The 839-nt window shown below is 64.8% G+C and carries 1 protein-coding gene; it reads left to right on the top strand.

Annotated elements, in window-relative coordinates:
• The first annotated feature begins 62 nt into the window (after nt 1-62).
• A protein-coding gene (locus tag CA237_RS19480; RefSeq protein ID WP_126015334.1) for an IS5 family transposase occupies nt 63-820 on the top strand; the annotation gives its coding sequence in 2 pieces (ribosomal slippage) (nt 63-384 and nt 384-820; 759 coding nt in all).
• Nucleotides 821-839 lie beyond the last annotated feature (19 nt).

Here is an 839-nt window from a genome sequence, read left to right as displayed (position 1 = left end):
TAGGGTCAGGACCCATTGATGTGAGCGTCGCGATCTGATTCAGGCTCCGCGAGGAGACCGGAATGAGTGACCTGTTTTGGCTGACGGATGAGCAGATTGAGCGGCTGCGGCCGTTCTTTCCCAAGAGCCACGGCCGGCCGCGGGTGGATGACCGACGGGTTCTGAGCGGCATCGTCTTCGTCAACCGCAATGGGCTGCGCTGGCGAGATGCGCCCAGCGCCTATGGGCCACACAAGACGCTCTACAACCGGTGGAAGCGCTGGGGTGAGGCAGGCGTGTTCACGCGGATGATGGAAGGGCTGGCGGCGGCAGGCGCCGAGCCGAAGACGGTTATGATCGACGCCACCTACCTGAAGGCGCACCGCACGGCATCGAGCCTGCGGGTAAAAAGGGGGGCCTTGGCCGCCTGATAGGCCGCACCAAGGGCGGCATGAACACCAAGCTCCATGCCGTAGCCGATGCGAACGGACGCCCCTTGAGCTTCTTTATGACCGCCGGGCAGGTCAGCGATTACACCGGTGCGGCCGCGTTGCTGGACGACCTGCCGAAGGCTCAGTGGCTGCTAGGTGACCGCGGCTACGACGCCGACTGGTTCAGGGATGCGCTCCAGGCCAAGGGCATCCAGCCCTGCATCCCAGGGCGGCGGTCCCGCAACGAGCCGGTCAGGTACGACAAGCGCCGCTATCGGCGACGTAGCCGCATCGAGATCATGTTCGGCCGCCTCAAGGACTGGCGCCGCGTCGCAACCCGCTACGACCGCTGCCCGACAGCCTTCTTCTCCGCCATCGTCCTCGCTGCCACCGTCATCTTCTGGCTGTAATCAACGAGTCCTGACCCTA

This window comes from Sphingomonas sp. ABOLH (assembly GCF_003951715.1).
GTDB lineage: Bacteria > Pseudomonadota > Alphaproteobacteria > Sphingomonadales > Sphingomonadaceae > Sphingomonas > Sphingomonas hankookensis_A.
Note: the sequence above shows the minus strand (reverse complement) of the source record. Positions and strands in the feature narration are given on the sequence as shown.